At 63.7% G+C, this 21,549-nt stretch carries 22 protein-coding genes; 12 read left to right on the top strand and 10 right to left on the bottom strand.

The window, feature by feature from the left end:
• Positions 1-17 precede the first annotated feature (17 nt).
• From lpxK to VGH41_RS11700, 5 genes are all read left to right on the top strand, one after another.
• Positions 18-1,034 carry a tetraacyldisaccharide 4'-kinase gene (lpxK, locus tag VGH41_RS11720; protein WP_331597592.1) on the top strand — a complete coding sequence of 339 codons (1,017 nt, stop codon included), beginning with the start codon at positions 18-20 and terminating at the stop codon, positions 1,032-1,034.
• Entirely contained in the window at positions 1,015-1,221 is a 207-nt protein-coding gene (locus VGH41_RS11715) for a Trm112 family protein (RefSeq protein WP_331597591.1), read from the top strand. The genes lpxK and VGH41_RS11715 overlap by 20 nt, the downstream gene beginning before the upstream one ends.
• A gap of 118 nt (positions 1,222-1,339) precedes the next feature.
• Entirely contained in the window at positions 1,340-2,149 is an 810-nt protein-coding gene (gene kdsB / locus VGH41_RS11710) for a 3-deoxy-manno-octulosonate cytidylyltransferase (RefSeq protein WP_331597590.1), read from the top strand.
• A 219-nt stretch (positions 2,150-2,368) separates the two neighbouring features.
• The gene (adk, locus tag VGH41_RS11705) at positions 2,369-3,034 is read left to right on the top strand and encodes an adenylate kinase (RefSeq protein ID WP_331597588.1); all 666 of its coding nucleotides are present in this window, start codon (positions 2,369-2,371) and stop codon (positions 3,032-3,034) included.
• A 351-nt stretch (positions 3,035-3,385) separates the two neighbouring features.
• On the top strand, positions 3,386-4,144 hold the full coding sequence (locus tag VGH41_RS11700) for a 3-hydroxyacyl-CoA dehydrogenase (RefSeq protein WP_331597586.1): 759 nt from the start codon (positions 3,386-3,388) through the stop codon (positions 4,142-4,144).
• A 96-nt stretch (positions 4,145-4,240) separates the two neighbouring features.
• Here the strand turns inward: VGH41_RS11700 and VGH41_RS11695 are convergent, their stop codons facing one another.
• Together VGH41_RS11695 and murJ are read right to left on the bottom strand one after the other, a co-directional pair.
• On the bottom strand, positions 4,241-5,092 hold the full coding sequence (locus VGH41_RS11695) for a SirB1 family protein (RefSeq protein WP_331597585.1): 852 nt from the start codon (positions 5,090-5,092) through the stop codon (positions 4,241-4,243).
• Positions 5,089-6,639: a murein biosynthesis integral membrane protein MurJ gene (murJ, locus tag VGH41_RS11690; protein ID WP_331597584.1), complete on the bottom strand. Its 1,551-nt coding sequence runs from the start codon at positions 6,637-6,639 to the stop codon at positions 5,089-5,091. Before murJ ends, VGH41_RS11695 begins: the two co-directional genes overlap by 4 nt.
• Positions 6,640-7,053: 414 nt before the next feature.
• Between murJ and rpsT the strand changes: the two genes are divergently transcribed.
• The gene (gene rpsT / locus VGH41_RS11685) at positions 7,054-7,332 is read left to right on the top strand and encodes a 30S ribosomal protein S20 (RefSeq protein WP_331597583.1); all 279 of its coding nucleotides are present in this window, start codon (positions 7,054-7,056) and stop codon (positions 7,330-7,332) included.
• A 247-nt stretch (positions 7,333-7,579) separates the two neighbouring features.
• Here the strand turns inward: rpsT and VGH41_RS11680 are convergent, their stop codons facing one another.
• Entirely contained in the window at positions 7,580-7,912 is a 333-nt protein-coding gene (locus tag VGH41_RS11680) for a DUF3579 domain-containing protein (protein ID WP_331597582.1), read from the bottom strand.
• A gap of 419 nt (positions 7,913-8,331) precedes the next feature.
• Here VGH41_RS11680 and argF point away from each other — a divergent pair, with 419 nt between their 5' ends.
• Both argF and VGH41_RS11670 read left to right on the top strand, forming a co-directional pair.
• Complete coding sequence (argF, locus tag VGH41_RS11675) at positions 8,332-9,261, top strand: ornithine carbamoyltransferase (protein WP_331597581.1); 930 nt, start codon at positions 8,332-8,334, stop codon at positions 9,259-9,261.
• A gap of 242 nt (positions 9,262-9,503) precedes the next feature.
• A complete protein-coding gene (locus VGH41_RS11670; protein ID WP_331597580.1) occupies positions 9,504-10,730 on the top strand; it encodes an argininosuccinate synthase in 1,227 nt (408 codons plus the stop codon).
• Between the two features lie 204 nt (positions 10,731-10,934).
• On the opposite strand, the gene murB is transcribed toward VGH41_RS11670, so the two are convergent.
• Entirely contained in the window at positions 10,935-11,975 is a 1,041-nt protein-coding gene (gene murB / locus VGH41_RS11665) for a UDP-N-acetylmuramate dehydrogenase (protein WP_331597579.1), read from the bottom strand.
• A gap of 172 nt (positions 11,976-12,147) precedes the next feature.
• Here murB and VGH41_RS11660 point away from each other — a divergent pair, with 172 nt between their 5' ends.
• Positions 12,148-12,633 (top strand): YajQ family cyclic di-GMP-binding protein, encoded by a 486-nt coding sequence (locus VGH41_RS11660; RefSeq protein ID WP_074300623.1) that lies wholly within the window; start codon positions 12,148-12,150, stop codon positions 12,631-12,633.
• A gap of 48 nt (positions 12,634-12,681) precedes the next feature.
• On the opposite strand, the gene plsY is transcribed toward VGH41_RS11660, so the two are convergent.
• Entirely contained in the window at positions 12,682-13,317 is a 636-nt protein-coding gene (gene plsY, locus VGH41_RS11655; protein ID WP_331597578.1) for a glycerol-3-phosphate 1-O-acyltransferase PlsY, read from the bottom strand.
• Positions 13,318-13,452: 135 nt separating this feature from the next.
• Positions 13,453-13,944: a Cys-tRNA(Pro) deacylase gene (ybaK, locus tag VGH41_RS11650; protein WP_331597577.1), complete on the bottom strand. Its 492-nt coding sequence runs from the start codon at positions 13,942-13,944 to the stop codon at positions 13,453-13,455.
• Positions 13,945-14,084: 140 nt separating this feature from the next.
• On the opposite strand from ybaK, the gene VGH41_RS11645 reads away from it, so the two are divergent.
• Complete coding sequence (locus tag VGH41_RS11645) at positions 14,085-15,647, top strand: class I adenylate-forming enzyme family protein (RefSeq protein WP_331597576.1); 1,563 nt, start codon at positions 14,085-14,087, stop codon at positions 15,645-15,647.
• A 19-nt stretch (positions 15,648-15,666) separates the two neighbouring features.
• Here VGH41_RS11645 and xerD read toward each other — a convergent pair whose 3' ends face one another.
• From xerD to queG, 3 genes are all read right to left on the bottom strand, one after another.
• Positions 15,667-16,602 carry a site-specific tyrosine recombinase XerD gene (gene xerD, locus VGH41_RS11640; RefSeq protein WP_331597574.1) on the bottom strand — a complete coding sequence of 312 codons (936 nt, stop codon included), beginning with the start codon at positions 16,600-16,602 and terminating at the stop codon, positions 15,667-15,669.
• Positions 16,599-17,078 (bottom strand): methylated-DNA--[protein]-cysteine S-methyltransferase, encoded by a 480-nt coding sequence (locus VGH41_RS11635; protein WP_331597573.1) that lies wholly within the window; start codon positions 17,076-17,078, stop codon positions 16,599-16,601. The genes xerD and VGH41_RS11635 overlap by 4 nt, the downstream gene beginning before the upstream one ends.
• A gap of 109 nt (positions 17,079-17,187) precedes the next feature.
• Positions 17,188-18,438: a tRNA epoxyqueuosine(34) reductase QueG gene (gene queG / locus VGH41_RS11630; RefSeq protein ID WP_331597572.1), complete on the bottom strand. Its 1,251-nt coding sequence runs from the start codon at positions 18,436-18,438 to the stop codon at positions 17,188-17,190.
• Positions 18,439-18,455: 17 nt separating this feature from the next.
• On the opposite strand from queG, the gene tsaE reads away from it, so the two are divergent.
• Positions 18,456-19,013, top strand: coding sequence for a tRNA (adenosine(37)-N6)-threonylcarbamoyltransferase complex ATPase subunit type 1 TsaE (tsaE, locus tag VGH41_RS11625; protein ID WP_331597571.1), 558 nt, complete (start codon positions 18,456-18,458; stop codon positions 19,011-19,013).
• A complete protein-coding gene (locus VGH41_RS11620) occupies positions 18,995-20,539 on the top strand; it encodes an N-acetylmuramoyl-L-alanine amidase (RefSeq protein ID WP_331597570.1) in 1,545 nt (514 codons plus the stop codon). Before tsaE ends, VGH41_RS11620 begins: the two co-directional genes overlap by 19 nt.
• Positions 20,540-20,623: 84 nt before the next feature.
• Here the strand turns inward: VGH41_RS11620 and VGH41_RS11615 are convergent, their stop codons facing one another.
• On the bottom strand, positions 20,624-21,505 hold the full coding sequence (locus VGH41_RS11615) for an EamA family transporter (protein WP_331597569.1): 882 nt from the start codon (positions 21,503-21,505) through the stop codon (positions 20,624-20,626).
• Positions 21,506-21,549 lie beyond the last annotated feature (44 nt).

Genomic DNA, 21,549 nt, shown 5'->3' with positions numbered 1-21,549 from the left:
GCCTCCGGCCTTTTCCCATGAGTGAAGTGACCCACAACCTCGAAGCGCGCCTCGCGCGCGAGTGGCAGGAGCGCGGCCCGCTCGCGTGGGCGCTGACGCCGTTTGCCTGCGTGTTCGGCGCGATCGCCGCCGCGCGGCGCGCGGCCTTCTCACTGGGCTGGCTGAAATCGGTGCGGGTCGGTGCGCCGGTGGTGGTGGTCGGCAACGTGACGGTCGGAGGCACGGGCAAGACTCCAACCGTCATTGCGCTGGTCGAAGCGCTACGCGCCGCGGGTTTCCATCCGGGTGTCGTGTCGCGCGGTTACGGCGCTCGCGTAAGCCGGCCAACCGCCATCACGTCCGCTTCGCTGCCCCAGGAAGGTGGCGACGAACCTTTGCTGATCGCGCGCCGCACCGGCGCGCCGGTGTGGGTCTGCCCGGATCGCGTCGCGGCCGCGCAGGCGCTGTGCGCCGCACATCGTGAGGTGGACGTGATCGTCAGTGACGACGGGCTGCAACACTATCGACTCGCGCGCGACGCCGAAGTGGTCGTGTTCGACCATCGTCTCGGCGGCAATGGTTTTCTGTTGCCGGCGGGACCGTTGCGCGAACCGCTGTCACGCCGCCGCGATGCGACGCTGATCAACAATCCGTATGAACGCACCTTGCCGCCCTGGCCGAACACGTTCGCGCTGACGCTCACGCCGGGCGACGCATGGCATCTCGGCAATCCCGCACTGCGCCGGCCGCTCGGGCAATTCCGCGGGGTGCGCGTGCTGGCCGCGGCCGGAATTGGCGCGCCCGAACGCTTCTTTGCGACGCTGCGCGCGGCAGGTCTCGCACCGGACACGCGTGCTTTGCCGGATCACTACGCCTTTGACACGAATCCATTCGTCGATGTCGATGCCGACGCGATCCTGATCACCGAAAAGGATGCGGTAAAATTGGGGTCCTGGCACGATGCGCGCATCTGGGTTGTCCCCGTCGAAGCTGCGCTGGATCATCGCCTCATTGAATTAGTTGTGGAGAAAGTCCGTGGACGCTCGCCTGCTTGAAATCCTCGTCTGCCCGATCTGCAAGGGCCCGCTCAGCTACGATCGCGCCGCGCAGGAGCTGATCTGCAATGCGGACAAGCTCGCGTATCCGATCCGCGACGGCATTCCGGTCATGCTGGTGGACGAAGCCCGTCAAACGGTGGAAGGCACGCCGGTCGAGCCGCTGAACCCCGCGCCCGGCGCTTGAGCCGGGCCACTGTGGTCGCACTGCGAACCCGGCTCAGCCCGCATCGGTCTTCCATGTTCTACGCGCCCCGACGAGGCGCGCCCAGTTCCGTGCCTTGTTCAGGTCTGCCACGCTCTTGATGACTCACGCCACCGCCGCCTCCACCCCGCCGTTCATCGCCGTCGTTCCGGCGCGACTCGCGTCGACCCGTCTGCCGAACAAGCCGCTCGCCGATATCGGCGGCAAACCCATGGTCGTGCGCGTCGCCGAACGCGCGCTCGCCTCCGGCGCGCAGCAGGTGCTGATTGCGTCGGACGCGCAGTCGGTGCTCGACGTCGCGCGCGAGCATGGCATCGAAGCAGTGTTGACGCGTGGCGATCATCCGTCGGGCACCGACCGTCTTGCGGAAGTCGCTGCACAATTCGGCTGGAGCGACGACACGATCGTCGTCAACGTGCAGGGCGACGAACCGCTGATCGACCCGGCGCTCGTGTGCGGCGTTGCGTCGCACCTTGCGGCGAGCGAGGGCTGCGCGATCGCCACGGCCGCACACCCCATCACCGATCCCGCCGAGGTCTTCAACCCGAACGTGGTGAAGGTGGTGCTCGACGCCCGCGGTGTGGCGCTGTACTTTTCGCGCGCGCCGATTCCCTGGGCCCGCGACGCGTATCAGCCGGCCTGGCCGGATATCGCGAAAATGCCCGCCCCACCTGCCCCTGCGGCGGTTTATCGGCACATTGGCCTGTACGCTTATCGCGCCAGATTCCTGCGCAGTTATCCGGGTCTCGCCCAATCTCCGATCGAACAGGCCGAGGCGCTCGAACAGTTGCGCGCCATGTGGCATGGCGAGCGCATCGCCGTCCTCGTGACCGCGCAAGCGCCGCTGCCAGGCGTCGACACCCCCGCGGATCTTGCCCGCGTACAGGCTTTATTCGGTCCGTCAGCGTAAAAACCCATGGCATAATCAGACGGTCGTGCGCACCATCTGCAATGACCGTTTGTCAGGGTTTGCCCCCAGTCGTCCCGTTGTCTCCTCGCAGCGCCGTCGGATCCGACGAGCAGCGCGAGGCACGTCATGGTCCGTCCAACGCGGGTCCCCTGAACCAGGCGCGCAGATCACCTTCAAGCATTGCGCCGCACAGAATTCACATAGATCTGGAGATATCACATGCGTTTGATCCTGTTGGGTGCTCCTGGAGCGGGCAAGGGCACTCAGGCAAACTTCATCAAAGAAAAATTCGGCATTCCGCAGATTTCCACCGGCGACATGCTGCGTGCGGCCGTCAAGGCAGGTACGCCGCTCGGCGTGGAAGCGAAGCGTTTCATGGATGCCGGTGAACTGGTGTCGGACGAACTGATCATCAATCTGGTCAAGGAGCGCCTGCAACAACCGGACTGCGCGAACGGCTATCTGTTCGACGGCTTTCCGCGCACGCTGCCGCAAGCGGAAGCCATGAAACACGCCGGCGTCGCGATCGACTACGTGCTGGAAATCGACGTGCCGTTCGACGAGATCATCGTGCGTATGAGCGGCCGCCGCGTACACGCTGCGTCGGGCCGCACGTATCACACCCGCTTCAATCCGCCGAAGGTCGACATGCTCGATGACGTCACGGGTGAACCGCTGATCCAGCGCGACGACGACAAGGAAGAAACGGTCAAGAAGCGTCTGGACGTCTACGTGGCGCAAACCAGGCCGCTGATCGATTACTACAACAGCTGGGCGAAACACGGCGATCCGTCCACCAGCCTCAGCGCGCCGCAATACCGCGCCATTTCCGGCTTGGGCACCGTTGACGAAATTCGCGTTCGCGTGTTCGAAGCACTGAAGTAAGCGCGCTGCCGTGATGCGACAGGCGCAATGGCAGTTCAGGTTGCCGCGGCACCCGTCACAGCGGCACGTCAGCGAAGTTCGCTGAAATGAAAGGCCCGCATTTAAGGCGGGCTTTTTTACGCCCGCGCGGTTTTCTCCCATGTCATGCCTGCTCCCGGCGGCGTGCATGCCTGCGGCTATCCGGCTGCTGTTTATTCCGTTATCCGAATTAATTCTTGTGGCTTGCTCCCGCACCACGCACGAGCAGACACTCCGCCCTTTTGCTTTCCGCGCTGCAGCATAGTCGCTACAATCGTTCATCGAAAAAATATTCGATCTCGACGATTACCGAACCGAAGCAAAGGAGAAGACATGGAGATTCGTGACAACGTATTCCTGATCACCGGCGGTGCATCAGGTCTGGGCGCCGCCACGGCGCGCCTGTTCGCCGAACACGGCGGCAAGATCCTGGTCGCCGACCTCAACCAGCAGGCAGGCACGGCGCTCGCGCAAGAACTGGGCGGCGTGTTCGTCAAGTGCGACGTGAGCCGTGAAGACGACGCCACGCAAGCGGTCGAAGCGGCCACGAAGCTCGGCACGCTGCGCGGCCTGATCAATTGCGCGGGCGTGGCCCCGGCCATCAAGACGGTCGGCAAGGACGGACCGCATCCGCTCGAGGCGTTCACGAAGACCATCTCGATCAACCTGATCGGCACCTTCAACATGATTCGCCTCGCCGCGGCGGCCATGTCGAAGAACGAGCCGAATACGCTGGGCGAGCGCGGCGTGATCATCAATACGGCGTCGGTGGCGGCATTCGACGGACAAATTGGCCAGGCCGCTTATGCTGCTTCGAAGAGCGGCGTGGTGGGCATGACGCTGCCGATCGCCCGCGACCTGTCGCGCAACGCGATCCGCGTCATGACGATCGCACCGGGCATCTTCGAAACGCCGATGCTGCTCGGCATGCCGCAGGAAGTACAGGACGCGCTCGGCGCGATGGTGCCGTTCCCGCCGCGTCTGGGCAAGCCGGTGGAATACGCAATGCTCGCCAAGCAGATCTTCGACAACCCGATGCTCAACGGCGAAGTGATTCGCCTCGACGGCGCAATCCGGATGCAGCCCAAGTAACCCTGGCCGGCCGCTCCCGTCGCAATGTAAAACGCCGGCGACGCGCTTGGTGCGCATCGCCGGCGTTTCGCTTCGCATGAGGTGAAGGATCGTGTCTCAGTCGCCGTCGTTGTGCTGCGTACGCTGACGCAACTCGTGCAACTGGGATTCGACGACCGTTGCATCATCCGCATCCGGCCGGTCGCCCAGGTAACGCTCCAGATCTTCCAGCGCGGGCCGCAGATAGTCGAGCCGCGCATAAGCGAAGCCGCGATCGCGCACTTCCTCGATGCTGTCCGGCAGCAGGATCACCAGCCGCTGCTGCACGGCGAGCAGGCGCTGCCAGCGTTCCGTCTGAAGATAGGTCGACTTCAGGTTGCGCAGCATGCGCGTGATGATCTCGCGGCGCGTGGCCGGTTGCAGCAACATGCGCAACGCGCGGCTGACCGACTCGCCGGCCGACGCCACGTAGGGTTCCAGCATGTCGACCATTTCCGATTCCGAGAGCGAATGCCCCGTGGTCGGATCCAGCATCACGTCGCCGTCAGGCGTCGTGACACGCAACAGGAAGTGCCCCGGAAACGACACGCCCCGTACTGGAATGCCAATCTGCTCGGCCATCTCCAGATACAGCACGGCCAGCGAAATCGGAATGCCGCGGCGGCGCCTGAGCACCACGTTCAGATGACTGTTATCCGGATCGTTATAGTCATTGAGATTGCTGCCGAAGCCCAGTTCGCGGAAGAAAAACCGGTTGAGGATACCGACCTTCTGCTTGATGTCAGTCTCCGCCGGCATGCGGCGCTGCAGGCGCAGCACCAGTTCGTCGATCTCGGCGAGCGCGCCTTGCAGATCGAGGTCGGGGTAAGCATCCTGTGCGAGCGAAAGCGCCGCCTCGGTGAGCGGCAGGCTGTCGTCTTCGGCGACCAGCGTGCTGAAATAGTCGAGAACCCGCGTCGTCGTGATCACTTCACTCGCCTTCTGAAATACGCGTATTTGAAGCCCATCAGCCAGAGCATACCGAAATATAGCGCAGCAAACAGAACGAGGCACGATGCCAGCAGGACGACGCGCTCGAGCGGTTCGGCATGCAGGCCGATCCAGTCAAAGCTGATGGAAAACCAATGCATGACACCCGCCAGAACGAGACATGCCCCGAACATCTGCACGAAGAACTTCAGCCAGCCGCTGGACGGCATATAGATGCCGCGCCGGCGCAAACCGATGAACAGCAATAGCGCGTTCACGCAGGCGCCGAGGCCGACACTCAGCGTCAGGCCGGCATGCGCGAAAATCGGCACGAAGACGTAGTTGCTCAACTGCGTGACGATCAGCACGCCGACGCCGATCTTCACCGGCGTCTTGATGTCCTGCTTTGCGTAAAAGCCGGGTGCGAGAATCTTGATGAGGATCAGGCCGATCAGCCCAACCCCATACGCCGACAGCGCGCGCCCGACCATGACCACCGAGTGGCTGTCGAACTTGCCGTAGTGAAACAGCGTCGCGGTGAGCGGCTCGGCGAAGAAGAACAGCGCGATTGCGCTGGGCGCCGCGAGCAGGAAGGTCACGCGCAAGCCCCAGTCGAGCAGCGACGAATACTCATGCGGATCGGCGTCGACGTGTGCCTTGGAGAGACTCGGCAGCAGAATCGTGCCGAGCGCCACGCCCAGCAACGCGGTAGGGAATTCCATCAGCCGGTCGGCGTAGTTGATCCACGACACGGCCCCGGGACCGATGCGCGACGCAATGTTCGTATTGATGATCAGGCTGATCTGCGCGACCGACACCGCGAACATGGCCGGCACCATTTTCGACAGCACGCGCTTCACGCCGCGATGCGCGAGCGCACGAAGCGGATTCCACGCGATGCGCGGCACCATGTCGATCTTCTTCAGACCCGGCAACTGCACGAGGAACTGCAACACTCCGCCGACGATCACCGCCCACGCCAGCGCATAGACCGGCGTCTTCATATGCGGCGCGACAAACACGGCCGCGCCGATGAACGAGACGTTCAGCAGCACCGGGGCGAATGCCGGCAGCGAAAAGCTCTTGTAGGTATTCAGCACGCCCGAGGCCAGCGAGGTCAGCGAAATGAACACGATGTACGGGAACATGATGCGCGTCATGGTGACGGCGAGCGGATACGCCGCGCCGTCATGCGCCAGACCGGACGCGACCACATACACGACGCCCGACGCCCCAAGCACGCCTATCAGCGACAGAACGGCCAGCGCCCAGGCGAGCACGGTCGAAGTCGCGTCGACCAGCGCCTTGGTCGCGTCGTGCCCCTGCTGATTCTTGAACTCGGCGAGAATCGGCACAAACGCCTGCGAAAACGCGCCTTCCGCGGAGATGCGGCGCAGCAGGTTGGGAATACGGAAGGCGACGTAGAACGCGTCGGTGTATTGGCTGGCGCCGAACGCACGGGCGATCAGCGTTTCGCGGGCCAGTCCGGTCACGCGGGACAGCAGCGTGAAGCCGCTGACCGTCAGCAGGGCTCGGAATAGATTCATGGGGCGCTTATTATACGGGTGCCGCGTGTGCGGACGACGAGCCGGGAACCGTATCCGACCGATTTGACGCGCAGACGTTCGATCCGGACAGGATTGCACGATGTTCGCGCAGTGCCCGCCTGGTGCCCACGCAGTGTCCGCTCGCACGGCGGATCACGTATTTCCGTTTGCCACGTGCCTGTTTTTGTTGCTATAATCGCCGGTTTCGAAGCTCGCTCAATTTTCGGGAAGCACTGGGGTTGCGCTCCGCCGCCATCCAGGCATCCGCTGAACGGGCCTGATTTCGCCTAGCTGAATCAGCAATTTCGTCACTTTTGCGCTCTTGGGCAATCGCTTCCAAGGGTTCGATCTAAAAGCAGCGCCCGGCCACTTGAAGGTCAGGTACTGGAAACAGGAACAGGATAAGGAACCGTCATGGCTAACTCCGCACAAGCACGCAAGCGCGCCCGCCAGGCCGCGAAAGCAAACTCGCACAACTCGGCGCTGCGCTCGAAGTTCCGCACGGCAATCAAGGCTGTCCGCAAGGCGATCGACGCCGGCGACAAGGCCAAGGCCGCTGAGCTCTTCCTGGCGTCGTCGAAGACGATCGACATCATCGCCGACAAGAAAATCGTTCACAAGAACAAGGCAGCTCGCCATAAGAGCCGCCTCGCTGCAGCCATCAAGGGTCTGCAAGCGTCCGCAGCGCAGTAAATCCGGTCGGCCCGCTTCGGTGGGCTACCTCCTGTTTCCGCTGCGTCAAGAAAGCTCGCCTCGGCGGGCTTTTTTGTTTTGTTGCGACTGACGCAAGCGCTCGTGCGCAGATTCGAATCAACGCACGCTGCGGCCTTGCAGACGGCTCCAGACGCAAAAAAACCCGCACTCGCGGGTTTTGCTGTTTTCATCAGCCTGACAAATGGCGCGCGCTTCAGAAGCCGGGCCACCTGCCCCGCCGCGAAACCTAGCGCCGCTTCTGCTGCGTGCCGTGCTCCGGGGGTAATTCGCAGGCCTCGGTGACAACCAGGTCGTTGTCTTTCGCGAAGTTCATGACGAAATCGAACGCCATCGGCTCGATATCGCGCAGCCGCGAGTCGAGGATGACGCATTTGAGGTCGTCGAGCATAGTGGGACGCACGTACAACGAATATTGCAGATAGGCATTCGGCCCTTTCGCGCCCGGTCCGAACATGGACATCACCCCGGCGAGTCGCTCCGACCAGTCGCTCGGCCGAAACTTCTTTCCGTTGCTGGTAATACCCTGGATGAAAAATTCGGTTGGAGGTGCTTCGGCCATGTACGGGTACCTTGTGACTGCCCAGCTGAACGCCAGCGAATGCGGCTGCTGCCTGAACACGTTGTACACGACCCCGCGGACCACGCCGCCGGGCACCCTGGAGCCGATCAGAAGGCCCCCTGGCAATCGTCATGACGGCGCACCGCGAGGAAAGCCTTCCGGGCGCGCGAGCCGTGTCCTGCAAGCATGGAGCCTGCTTGCCGGGCTTTTAGGAAACCCTGCGATTATAGCTCAGCGGACCTCCTTCCGCACCGCACACAGGACTCTTCTGACGCAAGCCACGGGCCTTTAGGAATGACTGCCTGGCCATTCGGCCGGCTCGTCAAACGGGTCAAAATCCTTTATGCTGCATTGAGTTACCACAAACGACGGCGGCGCCGTCCGGCAATTTCGCCGGGTGAGACCGCCGTATTTGTTTCATGACCGCCAAGAAAATTCGTCATTACCTGCAGTTCAAGGATTTCTCGCTGGAAGACTACGAGTACGTGCTGGAACGCGCGCGCATTCTGAAGCGCAAGTTCAAGAACTACGAGACTTATCACCCGCTGCACGACCGCACCCTCGCGATGATCTTCGAGAAGAACTCGACGCGTACGCGCCTGTCGTTCGAAGCGGGCATCTTCCAGCTTGGCGGCCACGCCGTGTTCATGAGCACGCGCGACACGCAGCTTGGGCGCGGCGAGCCGATTGAAGACGCCGCCCAGGTCATTTCGCGCATGGTCGACATCATCATGATCCGCACGTTTGGCCAGGACATCCTGCAGCGTTTTTCCGAGAATTCGCGCGTGCCGGTCATCAACGGCCTGACCAATGAATACCATCCCTGCCAGGTGCTGGCAGACGTGTTCACGTATTTCGAACATCGCGGCCCGATTCGCGGCAAGACTGTCGCTTGGGTTGGCGACGCGAATAACATGCTCTACACCTGGATCGAGGCGGCGCAGATCCTCGGTTTCAGGCTGCGCCTCTCCACCCCCCCGGGCTACAAGCTCGACCGCGCAATGGTGGCGGCCGGGAGCGCGCCGTTCTACGAGGAATTCGACGACCCGCACGAAGCCTGCGCGGGCGCCGACCTGGTCACCACGGACGTCTGGACCAGCATGGGCTTCGAAGCAGAAAACGAAGCTCGCAAGAAGGCTTTTGCCGACTGGTGCGTAGATGCGGAGATGATGGCGCGCGCCAACCCGGACGCGCTCTTCATGCATTGCCTGCCCGCCCACCGCGGCGAGGAAGTCAGCGCGGAAGTGATCGACGGGCCGCAAAGCGTCGTGTGGGACGAGGCGGAAAACCGCCTGCACGTCCAGAAGGCCTTGATGGAATTTCTGCTGCTCGGCAAGCTGAATCACTGAGCAAGCGCTACGCGGAGCGCGACGGAGCTCGCTTACGAGGCACAGCTCTCGGGTTCGCGCCGCGCCCCTCGCCGGCTGCGGCCCCGGACACTTCACGGTCCGAAGCGCGCACCGGCTGATCCGCCGCCCCGTCCCAAAAACGCGGGATCCCGGCGGTTTAGTGTCAAAATGACGTTTTTTCCGCGCACCGGAACGGCCGGCGCGCCTTGTTTTCCCCGCTTTCTCCCAGCTACGAGTTCACCATGAGCGATATCAAGAAAGTCGTGCTCGCCTATTCCGGCGGCCTCGACACCTCCGTCATCCTGAAATGGTTGCAGGACAACTACGACGCCGAAGTCGTCACGTTCACGGCCGACATCGGCCAGGGCGAGGAGCTGGAACCGGCGCGCAAGAAGGCCCTGCAACTCGGCATCAAGCCGGAAAACATCTACATCGAAGATCTGCGCGAAGAATTCGTGCGCGATTTCGTGTTCCCGATGTTCCGCGCCAACACGATCTATGAAGGCGAGTACCTGCTGGGCACGTCCATCGCGCGTCCGCTGATCGCCAGGCGCCAGATCGAAATTGCCCGCGCCGCTGGCGCACAAGCGGTGTCGCACGGCGCAACCGGCAAGGGCAACGACCAGGTTCGCTTCGAACTCGGCTATTACGCGCTCGAACCGGGCATCAAGGTGATTGCCCCGTGGCGTGAATGGGACCTGCTGTCGCGTGAAAAGCTGCTGGCTTACGCGGAAAAGGCCGGTATTCCGATCGAAATGAAGCACAAGCAAGGCGGCGCGCCGTATTCGATGGACGCCAACCTGCTGCACATCTCGTTCGAAGGCCGTCACCTGGAAGACCCGAAGGCGGAGGCCGAAGCCGACATGTGGCGTTGGACGGTGTCGCCGGAGCAGGCACCGGATCAGCCGGAATACCTCGACATCGAATACGAACACGGTGACCCGGTTGCCATCAACGGCAAGCGTCTTTCCCCGGCCGAAATGCTGACCGAGCTGAACCGGCTGGGCGGCAAGCACGGCATTGGCCGTCTGGATCTGGTCGAGAACCGCTACGTCGGCATGAAGTCCCGCGGCTGTTATGAAACGCCGGGCGGCACGATCATGCTGAAGGCGCACCGCGGAATCGAATCGATTACGCTCGATCGCGAAGTGGCGCACCTGAAGGACGACCTGATGGCGCGCTACGCTGCGCTGATTTACAACGGTTACTGGTGGAGCCCGGAGCGTCGCGCAATTCAGGTGCTGATCGACCATACGCAAGAGAAGGTCAACGGCTGGGTACGTGTGAAGCTGTACAAGGGCAGCGTGTCGGTGGTGGCGCGCGATTCGAAGGAAACGCTGTTCGACAAGACCATCGCGACCTTTGACGACGACGGGGGCGCCTACAACCAGGCTGACGCTGGCGGATTCATCAAGCTGAACGCTCTGCGCATGCGAATCGCGGAAAACGCACGTCGTCAGCGTAGCTGACGACGTGCGTTTCGGTGAAGGCTAACTTCGCGTCAGCGAAGTTAAGCGCCGCAAGGCGCGGGCGGAACCAAAACGCGTGCTATCACGCGCAGCTAAAAAGCGCTGGCCATAACAAAAAGCTGCTGATCCTCGCGGATCAGCGGCTTTTTTCATCCACGCAGGCCGCCGTCTACTGACAACCCTCAATTCGGCGTCACACTCCGCTTACACGCAAACCGGCTCCCGCTCCAGTTCAACCCCGAACCGTTCGCGCACGTCATGCTGAATCGCCTGAGCCAGCGCGAGTACCTCAGCGCCGCTCGCCCCGCCACGATTCACCAGCACCAGGGCCTGACGCTCATGCACGGCCGCCGCGCCGATTGCACGTCCTTTCCAGCCACACCGGTCAATCAGCCAGCCGGCAGCCAGCTTGACCGCACCATCCGGCTGCCGGTACGACACCACTTCCGGCTCGCGCTGCCGCAATGCGTCGAACTGCGCGGCGTCGATCACCGGATTCTTGAAGAAACTACCGGCGTTACCCACTTGTAGCGGGTCAGGCAGCTTGGCCTGCCGCACGGCGACCACCGCATCGAAAATCGCCTGCGCGCTCGGCGATGTGTCACCATGGCCTTCGGCAGCCAGTTCGCGCGCGATGTCCGCGTAGCTGGCGCGCGGCACCCAGGCCTTCGGCAAGCGAAAGGTCACCGACGTAATCACAAAGCGGTCGCGCCCTTCGCGCTTGAAGAAACTGTCGCGATAGCCGAACCGGCAGGCCTGCGCGTCCAGTTCGATTACCTCGCCGGTCGCCAGCTCGAACGCGCGCAACGACGCGAAGCGCTCGCACATTTCCAGCCCATATGCGCCGATGTTCTGGATCGGCGCCGCGCCCACCGTGCCCGGAATCAGCGCGAGATTCTCGAGGCCGGGCATCTCCTGTTCGAGCGTCCAGGCAACGAATGCATGCCAGTTCTCGCCAGCCGCCGCTTCGACGTACCAGGCCTCGGCGTCTTCGCGTACGAGGCGGCGCCCGCGCAGCGCGATCAGCAGCACCACGCCGTTGAAGTCACCGGTCAGCACGACATTGCTGCCGCCGCCCAGCACCAGGCGCGGCAGGCCTGCCACCCGCGCGTCGCGCAGCGCCTCGCGCAATTGCTCTTCATGCTCGATCTGGCACGCCAGCTGCGCACGCACATCGAAGCCGAACGTGTTGTGCGCCTGCAGCGGATAGCCGGCATGGAAGGAAGCGGGTGCGAACTGGGACATCGAAGACATCGGAATATGGGGCCGTCTGGAGCGGGCCGGGCGGCAATCCGCAACGGCCTTGGGCAAAAGAGAAAGGCGTCGGTAAAATGACGTCCGGTTCGTGATTATAGCGAGTGCGTCGTGCGCAGCCGTCCGGCGGCGCCAACTACCTCGGCACTATTGGGAGAGAGCAATGCCATCGTTTGACGTCGTCTGCGAAGCAAACATGATCGAAGTCAAGAACGCGATCGAGCAGTCCAACAAGGAAATTTCAACCCGTTTCGACTTCAAGGGGTCGGACGCGCGCGTCGAGCACAAGGAGCACGAGTTGACGCTCTATGCCGACGACGACTTCAAGCTGGGTCAGGTCAAGGACGTCATGGTGTCGAAGATGGCCAAGCGCAACGTGGACGTGCGTTTCCTCGACTACGGCAAGATTGAAAAAATCGGCGGCGACAAGGTCAAGCAGGTCGTCACCGTGAAAAAAGGCGTCTCGGGCGACCTCGCGAAGAAGATCGTCAGGCTCGTGAAGGACAGCAAGATCAAGGTCCAGGCGAGCATTCAGGGCGACGCGGTGCGCGTGAACGGTACCAAGCGCGACGACCTGCAGAGCGTGATCGCGCTGCTGCGTAAGGACGTCACGGATACGCCTCTCGACTTCAACAACTTCCGCGACTAAGGCGCGCGGCCTGGTGGTTCGGCGGCGCGCGCCGGCGTACCGCGGCGCTCAGGGCCGCTTTGCCGCCGTCTGCGCCTCGGCCTTCTTCTTGTCGCCGATCCGGCTTTCCTTGCCGGCCATCAGCTTTGCGATGTTGCCGCGGTGGCGCCAGATCAAGAGACAGCTCATTGCCACGATGGCCAGCGCAATGATGTTGGCGCCAAACAGGAAGCCGTCGAAGAGCGGCGCAAATACCGCAGCGGCCAGCGCCGCCAGCGACGAATAGCGGAAGAAGAACGCAATGATCAGCCAGGTCAGCAACGTGGCGATACCCAACACCGGGTTGATTGCCAGCAACACGCCCGCCGCCGTCGCCACCCCCTTGCCGCCCTTGAAGCGGAAGAACACCGGATACAGGTGGCCGAGGAAAACGGCGATGGCCGCGAGCGCAACCGCCGTGTCGTCGAGACCGTAGCGCGGACCGAAGTGGCCGGCAAGCCACACGGCCAGCCAGCCTTTGAACGCATCGCCGAGCAGCGTCAGGATGGCCGCGGTCTTGTTGCCGCTACGCAGCACATTGGTCGCGCCAGGGTTCTTCGAGCCGTACGAGCGCGGGTCGGCCAGTCCCATCGTGGCGCTGACAATCACGGCAAACGACACCGAGCCGATCAGGTAAGCGACAACGGCGACGATCAGGTTTTCCATTTCTATCCAGGGACTCTTATAGGTATCGGAAAGCGCGACGGGCGGCGCAACAGCCCACGCGGCACGCGCAGCACACGCGAAACGGCCCACATTCTACCGAACCGGACCGCCCCCTCCGATTGGTATGCACCCTGCTCAGTCGACGCTCGCGCACTGCACCGCTTTCGCGTTCAGCAAGGCGGTCAACACGGCCGGAGCAATGCTGACGAGAAAACCGCGCCGCCCGCCGTTCAGCCAGATCTGTTCCAGTTCGAGAATACTCGACTCGACGTACACGGGCATCGCCTTGCGTGTGCCGAACGGCGAGGTGCCGCCAATCAGATAGCCCGAGTGCCGGTTCGCGACTTCGGGCTTGCACGGCTCGACCCGCTTCGCGCCGATCTGCCGCGCGAGATTCTTGGTGGAGACGGTACGATCGCCGTGCATCAGCACGATCAGCGGTTTTGCGTGCTCGTCTTCCATAACGAGCGTCTTGACGACGTGATGCTCGTCGACGCCCAGCTGGCGCGCCGATTCCGCGGTGCCGCCATGCTCGACGTAATCGTACGGATGCTCGCCGAACGCGACGCCGTGGCGCCGCAGAAACTGCGTCGCGGGCGTTTCGGAAACGTGTCTGGATTTGCTCATCGGCGCATTGTAATGGCGGCGTCGCGCGACCGCCATTTGCCGAACGGCCAATTGTGGGCGTTTGGCCGCTGTGGCACGATCGTTCGCAAATCATCGGACGCAAGGCGTGCCGCATACCCCACCGTTTTCAGGAGACAGCATTGACCTTCGACTTGCCCGGACGCCAGGCCATCGAGATTCCCGCGCTGCTTGCCGCTTTGCCACAGCGCATCAGCGAGATCCCCGCATTGATGGCCGCGCGCGATCCGCAGCATATCGCGCTGATCGAAGACGCACGTTGCCTGACTAGCGCGCAACTGCTGTGCGCCGTCAACGCCGCCGCGGCCCAGTTGCGCGACTGGGGCGTACGCGGCGGTGACCGCGTGATGATCGTCGCGGAGAACAGCATTGCGCAGATCGTGCTGCTGTTCGCTGCGGCGAAGCTCGACGCATGGGCGCTGATGTCGAACGCACGCTTATCCGCCGCCGAGCTGGACGCGATCCGCGCGCACGCGGGGCCGCGCGTGGTCGCTTATGCCGTCGAAACCTCGCCCGACGCACAGCAGCACGCGCAACGCCACGGCGCTCTGCGCGCGCCGGCGCTCGCTCCAGATATCGGCACGTGGGCATACGCGTGTGACGACACCGCCACAGCAGAGCCTGTCGAAACCGGCAGCGATCGCCAGTGCGCCGCCTTGATCTACACGACGGGCACAACCGGCGCGCCCAAAGGCGTGATGCTGTCGCACCGTAATCTGCTGTTTATCGCGGCCATTTCGAGCCGTCTGCGCGGCGTCAATCCGGCTGACGTGGTGTACGCGGTGCTGCCCGTCTCGCACGTCTATGGCTTCGCGTCGGTGTGCCTCGGCAGCCTGTATGCGGGCGCCACGCTGCGGCTCGCGCCGCGCTTTGCGCCGGAAGCCGTGCGGCGTGCGCTCGCCGAAGAACGCGTATCGATCTTCCAGGGCGTCCCGGCGATGCACGCCAAGCTGCTCGACCATCTGCAGACGCAAGGTCACGGCTGGTCCGCGCCGCATCTGCGCTTTGCTTACTCGGGCGGTTCGCCGCTCGATGCCGCGCTGAAAGCGCACGTCGAAAGCGTGTACGGCCTCCCATTGCACAACGGCTACGGCATGACCGAGAGCAGTCCCACGGTCGCGCAAACCATGCTGGACGCGCCGCGCACCGACTGCTCGGTCGGCCACGTCATTCCCGGCGTGGCGGTGCGCTTCGTCGGCGTGAACGGCCTCGACGTCCAACCGGGCGAGATTGGCGAGCTATGGGTGCGCGGACCAAACGTGATGCTCGGCTATTACCGCAATCCGGAGCAGACTCGCGCTGCGGTCACGCAGGATGGCTGGCTGAAGACCGGCGATCTCGCGCGCGCGGAGACCGACGGCGCGCTGCACATCGTCGGGCGCAGCAAGGAGTTGATCATCCGCTCCGGCTTCAATGTGTATCCGGCAGAAGTCGAGCATGTGCTGAATGCGCATCCCGAAGTGGTGCAGTCGGCGGTGATTGGGCGCGCCGTCGAAGGCAATGAAGAGGTGGTCGCGTTCGTCGAACTCACAGCCGGCGCGACGGTGACGCCGGCTGAATTGATTGTGTGGTGCGGCGAGCGTCTCGCGCCGTATAAACGCCCTGCCGAAGTACGGGTGCTCGCCGCGCTGCCTGCGGCATCAACCGGCAAGGTCCTCAAGCACCGGCTGCGCGATCTGGTGTGAGTGCTGGGGTACGCGCCCTTCAGCCGCGCGGATGATGCGCCGCATGCAGCGACTTCAGCCGCTCGCGCGCAACGTGCGTGTAGATTTGCGTCGTCGAGATATCCGTGTGGCCGAGCAGCAGCTGCACCACCCGCAAGTCGGCGCCGTGGTTCAACAGGTGCGTGGCGAACGCGTGCCGCAGCGTATGGGGCGACAACGGCGCATGTACGTCGGCCGCCGCCGCATGACGCTTGATGATGTTCCAGAACTGCTGGCGCGTCATGCCCTCGGCGCGCGAGGTGACGAACAGCGCATCCGTTGCGCGGGCACCTAGCAACGCGGGCCGCGCCTCGCGCAGATAGCGTTCGATCCAGCCGTGCGCTTCCTCGCCGAACGGAATCAGCCGCTCTTTCGAACCCTTGCCCATCACGCGCACGACGCCTTCGTTGAGTCCCACCTCGACCGTCTTCAGCGTGACGAGTTCGGTGACACGCAGGCCGCTCGCGTACATCAGCTCGAGCATCGTGCGATCGCGCAGGCCGAGCGGCGTGTCGATGTCCGGTGCTCCAAGCAACGCTTCGACCTGTGCTTCGGTCAGCGTCGAAGGAAAACGCGCCGCTTGTTTCGCCGAACGAATCCGCAGCGTCGGGTCTACCTGCGCGCGATGTTCGCGCACAGCCCACGCGTAGTAGCGTCGAAACACCGAGAGTCTGCGGTTTGCGGAAGTCGACTTGTCTTTCTGGCGCACCACGCTATACGCGGTGAGGTCGGCTTCGCTGGCGGTATCGAGGGAAGCGTTGCGGCTTTGGGCAAGCCACTCGCAGAACAGGCGCAGATCGCGGCGATATGCGTCGAGCGTGTTGCGCGACAGGCCGTGTTCGAGCCACAGCGCGTCGCAGAACGCGTCGATCGAAGCATTGCTCGTCACGAACAGCGGGGAGGTGGCGGGAATATCGGCGGTAACAGTATCGCTCATGCGTAGGGCACACCTTCATGCGCAAGCAGCCAGCGCTTGATCTTGCGGAAATAGCTGTCGTCTTCGTCGGCGTGATGTGCAAAGCCGCCAATCCCGCTTGAGGACACCACACGATGACACGGAATCACCAGCGGAAAGTAGTTCGAACCGCACGCCTGGCCGACCGCGCGCGGCGCGCTGCCCACCTGGCGCGCCAGTTGCCCATACGTCAGGACGATGCCGGGCGGAATCTCGCTGATCGCCGCCCATACGCGCCGCTGAAACGCGGTGCCCACCGCGGCGAGCGGCAAATCGAAACCGGCCGCCGCGCGCTCGAAATAGCGGTCGATCTGCTCTGCCGCCTGCTTCGCCAGCGGCGTCTCAGGCGCGATGTTGTGCACCGAGTCCGGCAAATAGACGATCTCGCGCACCGCCGTATCGGCTTCGAGACGAATGCCGATCTTGCCGAACGGCGCGTCGATCACTGCGTTGAACATGATGGCTTGCCCATTTGCTTAAGGTTGCACCGGTGCGAGCGCCGGCACCCGACGCTCGCGCACTGCGTGGCCAGCACAGTACGGAATGCCGCTACTGTACGCCGCCTGATCACGCCGCTTCAAGCGCCCATTCGACGTGTTCGCGCACGAGCTGCGACGCGTCCCCGGCACGTCGGCGCAGCGCGTCGACGATCGCCGTACGCGCTTCGCCGGAAAGGCTGGCGGGTGACGCGCGCAACGCATTGCCCATGCCGACCGCCAGGTTGCGCAGCCAGCACTCATAGCCGATACGGCGGATCGCACTGCCTTGCATGCGCGTGTCGAACTCGTCGGCGCTCCAGTCGAAGAGTTCAACCAGCGTCGCGCGATCGAGTCCGTGGCGTACGCCGAAGTCCGCCACGGGCGCCGCCTGGGCAAACTTGTTCCATGGACACACGAGCTGGCAATCGTCGCAGCCATACACACGATTACCGATTAGCGGGCGCAAATCCAGGGGAATACTGCCCTTCAATTCGATGGTCAGATAGGAAATGCAACGTCGCGCATCCACTTTGTACGGCTCGACGATCGCCCCGGTCGGGCATGCCGAAATGCACCGCGTGCAACTGCCGCAATGCGCGCCCGGGGTTTCGGGAGCGTCGTCGGGCGTGATCTGCGCGTCGGCGGGCAGCGGCAAATCGACATAGATCTCACCGAGGAAAAACAGCGAACCGGCATCACGCTGCAGCAACAGCGTGTGCTTGCCGCGCCAGCCGATACCCGCTTTTTGCGCGAGCTCCACCTCGAGCACAGGTGCCGAATCGGTGAACACGCGGTAACCGTACGCGCCGATTTCCGCTTCGATTCTCTCGGCGAGTTGTTGCAGCCTGTTACGCATCACCTTGTGATAATCGCGGCCACGTGCATAAATCGACACCACCGCCGCCGCCGGATCCGCGAGCCGCGCGTGTTCGTGAGCACGCCAGGCAGGCGGCGCGGCAGGCGCGGCGGGCCCATCCGACACGGCGCTTTCGTCGAGCTTTCCGTTGTCCCCCGCAGCGGGCAAATAGGCCATGCGAACCGTAATCACGCGTCGCGTATGGGCCACAAGCTCAGCGGGCCGCGCGCGTTTCATCCCATGTTTGGCCATATAATCCATCTCGCCGTGGTAGCCCGCTTCGAGCCACGCGGCGAGTCCCGCCTCGGCAGTGGAGAGATCGGTATCGCTGATACCGACCGCGCCGAAACCCAGTTCGCGGCCCCACGTCTTGATGCGCAGGGCAAGCGCGACCAGCGCCGCTTTGTCGAAATGACGCCGGGCACGCGCATCGTCATCGGACGCAGGCGTGCAGGAAACAGGGACTTCCGGACTTCGGTTCATCACGCCATTTTACGAGAATGCCCGACAACTCCGATCGCTCGCTCCAACCGGCCGCCGCTGTCCTGCTCGAACGCCAGTTTGCGCTCGCAGACGAAGCCGCCACCAGTGCGTTCGGTGTGCGCTTCGCACAGGCCATCGAGAGCGTGCGTCACGCACAACGGACCAGCGCCGGCGCAACGCCGTTTCACGGCTTGCAGGTGCAGTTGACGGGCGACCTCGGCGCGGGCAAAACCACCCTCGTACGCGCAACCCTGCGCGGCCTCGGGCACACCGGGCGCGTGCGCAGTCCGACCTATACACTCGTCGAACCCTATGCGGTCGAAAGACCCGATGGGGAACTTGAGCTCTATCACTTCGATCTGTACCGTTTCACCGATCCGGCTGAATGGGCCGACGCGGGCTTTCGCGAGTACTTCGACAGCGGCGCGGTTTGCCTCGTCGAGTGGCCGCAGCGTGCGGGCGGCCTGTTGGGGCTGCCGGATCTCGTTTTCTCGCTCGATGTCGACGGCGACGGCCGGGTGCTGATTGCCCGGGCGTACAGCGAATCAGGAAAAGCATGTCTAGAAAGATGTTAATCAAACCATTTCGCTCGATCGAATCGGCAGCGACCGCCACGCATAACTGGCGACGCCGGCAGATTCTGCGCGCCGGCGCGTCGACGCTCGTGCTCGGCCTCGTCGCACCGCGTCTCGCATGGGCCAGTTCGGTCCTCGGCGTACGCGTGTGGCCCGCGCGCGACTACACCCGCGTCACGATCGAATCCGATCAACCCCTGCAGAACACCCAGCAATTGCTGCAAGGCCCGGATCGCCTCGTGGTCGATCTGAGCGGTCTCGATCTCGACCAGGAACTGAAGGATCTCGTCTCCAAGATCACGCCGAACGACCCGCAGATTCAGGCAGTGCGCGTCGGACAATATCAGCCGCACGTGGTGCGGATGGTGTTCGACCTGAAGGGTTCGGTGAAGCCGCAGGTGTTCACGCTGCCGCCGGTCGGCACTTACAAATACCGGCTGGTGTTCGACCTCTATCCGGCGGTGCCGCCCGATCCCATGATGGATCTGCTCGCGCAATCCGAGCACAAGCAGCAGAGCCTGAACGAAAATGCCGCCCCGCCCTCCACCCTGAGCGGCCCCGGCACCACGCCGCCGGCTGCCGACAACAGCGAAGCATTTTTCGACCGCTACGCGCAGAACGGCGGACCCGCTGCGGACGTGCCGCATCCGCCCATGCCGCCGCTGCATGTCACGCCGACGCCGCGGGCTCCGGCGACGCTCACGCCGCCGTCCCGACCCGTGGCGCCGCCTACCGCGATTGCACGCGGCAATGACGACGACAGCGGCGACGACACCTACGCGTTCAGCACGCCCAGATCCGGCAAGAGCAATACGGTGCGCCTGTTGACCGTCGCGATCGATCCGGGCCATGGCGGCGAAGATCCAGGCGCGATCGGCAGCGCGGGCACGTATGAGAAGCACATCGCGCTCGACATCGCGAAGAAGCTGCGCGCGAAGATCGACGCGCAGCCGAACATGCGCTCCATGATGACGCGCGACGACGACTTCTTCGTGCCGCTCAACGTGCGCGTGCAGAAGGCGCGGCGCGTCGGCGCCGACCTGTTCGTGTCGATCCACGCGGACGCGTTCACCACGCCCGAGGCGCGCGGCTCGTCGGTGTTCGCGTTGTCGGAGCACGGCGCGTCGAGCGCGGCAGCACGCTGGATGGCGAACAAGGAGAACTCGTCGGATCAGGTTGGCGGCATCAATATCAAATCGGACGACGCCGCGGTGAATCGCGCGCTGTTCGACATGTCGACCACCGCGCAGATCCGCGATTCGATGCGCTACGGCAATTTCGTGCTGAACGAGATTGGCGGTATCAACAAGCTGCACAAGGGCTCGGTCGAACAGGCCGGTTTTGCCGTGCTGAAGGCGCCGGACATTCCGTCCATCCTCGTGGAGACCGCGTTCATCAGCAATCCGGACGAGGAAAAGCACCTGAACGACGACGCCTACCGCGACCAGATGGCCAACGCGATTCTGAAGGGCATCAAGCGTTATTTCGCGGCCAATCCGCCGCTCGCGAAAAACCGCATGACCTGACGGACGGCTTCGCTGCCGCACTTGCTAAAACGGCCGCTGCATGCGGCCGTTTCTTCGTCAGATGCCGGCGGGATGCGCGCCTCGTCAGCGGGCCGGGACGAATCGCCGCACGAGCCATGCGCCGAATACATTCACCACCAGACCGGCCATCACCAGCACCGCGCCGATAATCTGCGCCATGGACAGTTGCTCGTCCAGAAACACCGAGGCGGATGCCAGCCCGATGATCGGCACGAGCAGGGAAAACGGCGCCACCTGGCTCGCCGGATAGCGCGACAGCAAACGACTCCACAAACTGTAGCCGAGCAGCGTGGCGACGAACGCGAGATACACCACCGCGAAAATCGACGTGGCACCGAGGCCCGACAGAGCGGCTGCGATTCGCTGCGGTCCTTCGATCCAGTACGACAGCGCGAGGAACGGCAGCGGCGGAATCAGGCTCGCCCATACGACGAGGCCGACCAGATCGACCTTGCCGACCTGCTTCGTGACGATGTTGCCGAGCGCCCATGAGACGGCGGCGCACAAGGTCAGCACAAAGCCGGCGAGCGTCATCGCGTGGCCGCCTTGCATGCCGATCACGGCGAGCCCGCCGGCGGCAATCACCAGTCCGGCGACATTGGGTGCGCGAAAGCGCTCATGCAGGAACAGGCCGGCGAAGATCAGCGTGAAGAACGCCTGCGCCTGCAGCACGAGTGATGCGAGACCGGCCGGCATGCCCACGTACATGGCGGAAAACAGAAACGCGAACTGGCCGAACGAGATGGTCGCGCCGTACGCGAGCAGCCAGCGCCACGGCAACTGGGGACGCTTGACGAAAAACACCGCGGGCAGCGCGGCAAGGATGAAGCGCAACGCGCCGAGCAACATCGGCGGTACGCCGTGCAGCCCCACCTTGATCACGACAAAGTTCACGCCCCACGCCACGACGACGACCAGCGCGAGCAGCAGATCCTTTGGCGTCATCGCCGTCTCCTGAAGTTGTTTGAAAGGGGAGTTTAGCGGAGTGG

The organism is Paraburkholderia sp. (assembly GCF_036488795.1).
In the GTDB taxonomy this organism is placed as follows: Bacteria; Pseudomonadota; Gammaproteobacteria; order Burkholderiales; family Burkholderiaceae; genus Paraburkholderia.
This window is presented reverse-complemented; position numbering and strand designations above follow the sequence as displayed.